Genomic DNA, 4,947 nt, shown 5'->3' with positions numbered 1-4,947 from the left:
GGGGACTAGCGCGCCAGGACCTGACGCCGCCCGGGCGAGGCCGCCCTGGGGCTCGTGGGGGACCCTGGATCGGCCCCCGGGCGCGTTGGCGCGGGGGGCCGCCCCCTGTCGCGGCGGGCCCCCTCCGGCTCGGCCCTTCCCGTATGGCACAAGGTGAATGACCGGGCGCTGTCCACCACCGCGCCGCTGCCTTCGACGATCAGCGCGCGGACATCCGCTCGTCACACCGAGCGCGATCGCTCGCCGCGCCCCGCGTTGATCGAGCGCGATCACTGATCGGTACCCGCCAGTAGGTTCCCAACAAGCTCTGGTTACAGTGGTCCTGACTGTCCGCCAGCGATGTTCGACGCCGGCGGGGGAGCGTGCGCGCGGCGGGTGTGCCGTCGCGCGCGGGAACGAAGGAAAACATGGGTTCGATACACAAGCGCATCGGCGCGGTCCTCGGTTCGGCCGCACTCCTCGTCGGCGTGGCGTTCACGGCCGGGGCCGGTACCGCAAGCGCCGACGAGACGGGTGACCTCTCGCCCGACATCGACTTCTCCCTGTCCAGGACCGGGGTCTCGGGCCGTGCCGCGTTGGAGGCGGACGGCTCGTACACGATGAACCTCGTCAGTCCCACGGACGGCCACGACATGGGCTTCGCCCGGTGGAACGCCGACCCGCAGCCCGCGCCCGGCATTCCGGGTGACTCCCTGGTCGCCAAGGACATCAGCCCCGACGGCTGGGCGGTCGAGGCCGAGCTGAGCACCGGCCGCATCGCCTCCACGCGCGGGCACAAGGCGATCTACATCAAGGTCGCTTCCGGCAACCTGCCCGAGGGGCACGCGTACAAGCTGCGCGGGTGCATCGTGAAGGGCAACGAGCGCAAGTGCACCAGCTGGGTTCCGGTCCGCGCCTGATCCGCTGAAGGCCGGGCCGCTCAGCGGCCCGGCCGCCGCCGGTGTCCGGGCGGCGTGTGCAGCCATTCGCGGTGGTCCTGCGGGCGCGGAACGTGTTGGTACGCGCAGCCGGACACACACGTGCCGCTCCGCCGCTCGCGGTGGGGGAGGACTGATTCAGCGGGGGAGCGGTTGGCCGGTTGACCGATCAGCCGTCACTTCTTCTTCAACTCTTCGGCGAGCATGACCAGGATCCCGCTGGGACCGCGGAGGTACGTGAGCTTGTAGACGTCCTCATAGGTCGCTACACCGCGCAGCGGACGGCATCCGTGCCGTGCGGCCGCCTCGAGGGCTTCGTCGATGTCGTCGACCGAGAAGGCGACACGATGCATGCCGATCTCGTGGGGAAGAGTGGGCTCCGACTCGACCGCCTCGGGGTGAATGTACTCGAAGAGCTCAAGGCGACCGTGGCCGTCCGGCGTCTGGAGCATCGCGATCTTGGCGTGATTGCCATCGAGGCCGACGGCGGTGTCGGTCCACTCACCACTGACCGTGTCACGGCCGACAACCGTGAGGCCGAGATCGGTGAAGAAGGCGATGGTGGCTTCGAGATCCCGAACGGCGATGCCGACGTTCTCAAGTTTGATGGCCATGCCGTGCATGCTACCGATCCGGGCAGATCGGGTGCTTCGGGTCAGGTTCCGCGCGGCGAGTCCCGCCACGAAGGGGGGCGATGGGGGAGAAGCGGCGAACGCCTCGGCGTACGGCGCCTCCGGTGTCGGCAGGCCACAGATCCCGGGCCATGCCGGCGGCCACCCCGTCGGAGAGCGGCACGCCCGCCCGGGCGGCTGGGGGCGGCACGAGGCGACGCGGCTCGGGCGTCAGAGGCCCGCCGCCGCCTTCTCCCGCTGGCGGGCCCATGCCCGGGCCGTGATTTCGGCGTCGGTGAGCACATCGGCTGCCGTGCAGGCCAGGGCTTCTGCGGCCGCCAGCATCACCTCGCGCCCCCGTTCCGAGGCCGCGGCCCGCGCGAACTCGGGGGTGTGGTCCGAGGCCTCCCCGCCCAGGATCGCGAGGAACGGATGGATGGCGGGAACCCGGCTGCTGACGTCGCCGATGTCGGATGAACCCAGGAACACCCCGCCCACGGGCTGGGTGAGCCGGATGCCCGAGCGTGCGAGGTGCAGGCTGAACCGGTCCGAGAGGACGTCGTTGTCCCGGAAGTGGGCGTACCCCCTGCCCAGGCGCTGGATTTCCACGGTGGTGCCGGTCGTGGCCGCGACGCCCTCGGCCCAGACGCCGACGTCGGTGACCAACGCGTCGAGGGCGGCGCTCGTAGCCGCGCGCAGGCCGAACAGTCCTTCGGCGAAGGCCGGCACGATGTTGGTCGCGCTGCCTCCGTCGGTCACGATCCCCTGCACATGAGAGCCCGACGGCAACCGCCTGCTCAATACGGCGACAGCGTTGAACAGCTGGATGAGGGCGGCCAGGGCATCGATCCCGCGGTTGGGATCCCCCGTCGGATGTGCCGCCCGGCCGTGAAAGCCCACGCGCACCTGGGTCTGCGCGGTGAGCGGCGCCCATGACCAATTGTGCACCCCGGGATGGAACATCAACGCGGCGTCCACACCGTCGAACACCCCCGCTTCAGCCAGGGTGACCTTGCCCCCGCCCCGTTCCTCGGCGGGTGTTCCCACAGCGAGCACCGTGCCCTCGAACTCCTCCTCCAGAACGCTGCGCAACGCCAGTGCCGCCCCCAGCCCCGCCGCGGCGATCAGGTTGTGTCCGCATGCGTGTCCCAGGTCCGGCAGCGCGTCGTACTCCAGCAGCAGTGCCACGCATCGCCCCCGCCCGCTTCCCGCGCGTGCCACGAAAGCCGTGCCGAGTCCGGCGGTCCCCGGCTCGACGGCGAATCCCGCCCGCCGCAGTTCGTCGGTGAGCAGCCGGGCCGCGCGGTGCTCCTCGTAGGCGAGCTCGGGATCGGCGTGCAGAGCGCGGCTGACCGCCCACAGGTCGTCCGCCCGGCGGAGGCATTCACCGCGCAGTCGCGCGTACAGGTCATCGGCGGGATCGCCCACGTCGCCTACCTCGCCCACCTTGCCTACCTCGCTCACGTCACCCGCCTCGCCCATCGGGGCTCCTCGCGGCCTCAGACCCGCTTCTGTCCCGAGAGCGGCCGATTACGCGCGCTGTCGCCGAGCCGCCTCCCTTCGTCCTGCGGGTGACGGCTCACCGGGAGCATGCTGGAAGCAGGAGTACCGGACGACAGGGCCGCCCGGGCCCGGAGGGTGCCGTACGCGCCGCGTGGTGGCGGGACAAGGAAGGCGGTGACGCCAAGTGGGCGTGCGGAAGAACAGTCGGCCCCTGCGGGGCCGCACGGTCGTGGTGACGGGGGCGGCGCGGGGGCTGGGAGCGGCCCTGGCACAAGCCTTCGACGATCGGGGTGCGCGGCTGGCCCTGCTGGGCCTGGAGGGAGAACGCCTGCAGGAACTGGCCGGCTCATTGCACCACGCATCCGCCTGCTGGGAAGTCGACGTGACCGACGACGCGGCCATGGCCGACGCGGCCGGGCAGGTCCGCGCGCGCCTCGGACCGGCATCCGTAGTGGTGGGCAATGCGGGCGTCGCCGAAGGAGGGCCGTTCGCCGACTCGGATCCGCAGGTCTGGCGCCGTGTCATCGAGGTCAACCTGATCGGCAGCGCGGCGACAGCGCGCAGCTTCCTGCCCGACCTCCTCGACACGCACGGCCACTACCTGCAGGTCGCCTCCCTGGCGGCCCTGGGGACGTCCCCCTTCATGAGCGCCTACTGCGCCTCCAAAGCCGGCGTCGAGTCCTTCGCCCACGCCCTGCGCGCGGAACTCGCCCACCGAGGTGTGACCGTCGGCATCGCCTACATCAACTGGACCGACACCGACATGATTCGGGACGCCGACCGTCACGCCGTCCTGCGTGAACTGCGCGCCCACATGCCGCCGGCCGCACGCAGGGTGTACCCGGCGGCCCAGGTCGCCGCCCGGCTGGCCGCCGCGGCGGAACGACGCGCGACCTCCGTCTACATGCCCGCCTGGCTTCGGGCCGTCCAACCGGTACGGGCTTGCCTCCCGGCGGTGGTCACTCACATGGCCCGCGCCGAACTCCCGCGCCTGGAGCGTACCCAGCCCTTCGAGGCCACCGGTCTGCTGGGCGCCGGAGGCCACGCCGACGAACTGCGCGACACTCGGGGGCTTGCGGGGCAGGGAGGCGCGGAGGGATCCGGCGGGTAGGCGGAGGACGTGGTCCACACGCTGTGCGTGTCGACCGGGACGCGTGACCTCGACACCGCGCGGGCCGCGGCAAGGGAACGGCTCGGACCTGGAGCGGTACGACGGGATCGTCCGGCGGTGCCGTACCGGCCCCGGTCGGGCCGGTACGGCACCGCCCCGGCCGGCTGACGGGCGGTGGGCCGCTCAGGTGGCAGCGGCCAGAACGGCGTCGATCAGCTGCCGCTGATCCTCCGTGAGATACGGATCGTGTAACTCCACCAGCTTGTCGTCGACGCGGACGACGTAGCTGAAACCGTCCGGAACGGGGTCCTGCCCCACGGGGGCCTCACCACTGAGCGCGAGCTCGGCCAGCCGTTCCAGCTCCGGGCCGTCGGCGCGGCATTCCGTTTCGAGGCAAGCGGTCCGCTCCCCGCCCGCGAACCCGCCGGTGCGTGTGACGGTGATCAGCATGGTGAGACCTCCTTGAAGAGAACACCGCCCGGGCCGGTCGTCCGGTCGCGCCGGAGGCCGGGTCCCGAAGCGGTGCACGGCTGTTGACGTTCGCCTGCCCGCAAAAGCCGCGCACGCGCCTCTGCGCGCACATCGAGCGCAAGATGTCCGAAAGAGGGCCCTGCCGCACCCATGACGTCCTACGACGGCCGGCCGCCGCGGGACGACGCAGACCGTACGGACGGAGGCCACCCGGGTGCCCGCGAGCCGCCGACCGCCATACCAGCGGGGCCGGGGAGACCCGGCCCCACGCCCGCGTCGCGGGTCTCCAGCCCCCGAGGTTGCGCCCGGCAGGCGAAACCGAAGGACAACAGTC

Annotated in this window: 5 protein-coding genes and 1 pseudogene; 3 read left to right on the top strand and 3 right to left on the bottom strand. The window is 71.8% G+C overall.

What is annotated here, in order from left to right; genetic code table 11:
• Nucleotides 1-407 precede the first annotated feature (407 nt).
• Nucleotides 408-899: a hypothetical protein gene (locus tag ACWGIU_RS29720; protein ID WP_453710919.1), complete on the top strand. Its 492-nt coding sequence runs from the start codon at nucleotides 408-410 to the stop codon at nucleotides 897-899.
• A gap of 194 nt (nucleotides 900-1,093) precedes the next feature.
• Here the strand turns inward: ACWGIU_RS29720 and ACWGIU_RS29715 are convergent, their stop codons facing one another.
• Entirely contained in the window at nucleotides 1,094-1,531 is a 438-nt protein-coding gene (locus tag ACWGIU_RS29715; protein WP_453710921.1) for a VOC family protein, read from the bottom strand.
• A gap of 228 nt (nucleotides 1,532-1,759) precedes the next feature.
• Nucleotides 1,760-3,010: an amidohydrolase gene (locus ACWGIU_RS29710; protein ID WP_453710917.1), complete on the bottom strand. Its 1,251-nt coding sequence runs from the start codon at nucleotides 3,008-3,010 to the stop codon at nucleotides 1,760-1,762.
• A gap of 211 nt (nucleotides 3,011-3,221) precedes the next feature.
• On the opposite strand from ACWGIU_RS29710, the gene ACWGIU_RS29705 reads away from it, so the two are divergent.
• Both ACWGIU_RS29705 and ACWGIU_RS29700 read left to right on the top strand, forming a co-directional pair.
• On the top strand, nucleotides 3,222-4,142 hold the full coding sequence (locus ACWGIU_RS29705) for an SDR family oxidoreductase (RefSeq protein WP_453710915.1): 921 nt from the start codon (nucleotides 3,222-3,224) through the stop codon (nucleotides 4,140-4,142).
• 3 nt (nucleotides 4,143-4,145) lie between these two features.
• Nucleotides 4,146-4,310 (top strand): annotated as a pseudogene (locus ACWGIU_RS29700) (DUF5133 domain-containing protein); the annotation flags it as partial.
• Between the two features lie 15 nt (nucleotides 4,311-4,325).
• On the opposite strand, the gene ACWGIU_RS29695 reads toward ACWGIU_RS29700, so the two are convergent.
• On the bottom strand, nucleotides 4,326-4,592 hold the full coding sequence (locus ACWGIU_RS29695; protein WP_453710913.1) for a protealysin inhibitor emfourin: 267 nt from the start codon (nucleotides 4,590-4,592) through the stop codon (nucleotides 4,326-4,328).
• Nucleotides 4,593-4,947: the final 355 nt, after the last annotated feature.

It is taken from the genome of Streptomyces sp. NPDC054840, assembly GCF_053611065.1.
This window is presented reverse-complemented; position numbering and strand designations above follow the sequence as displayed.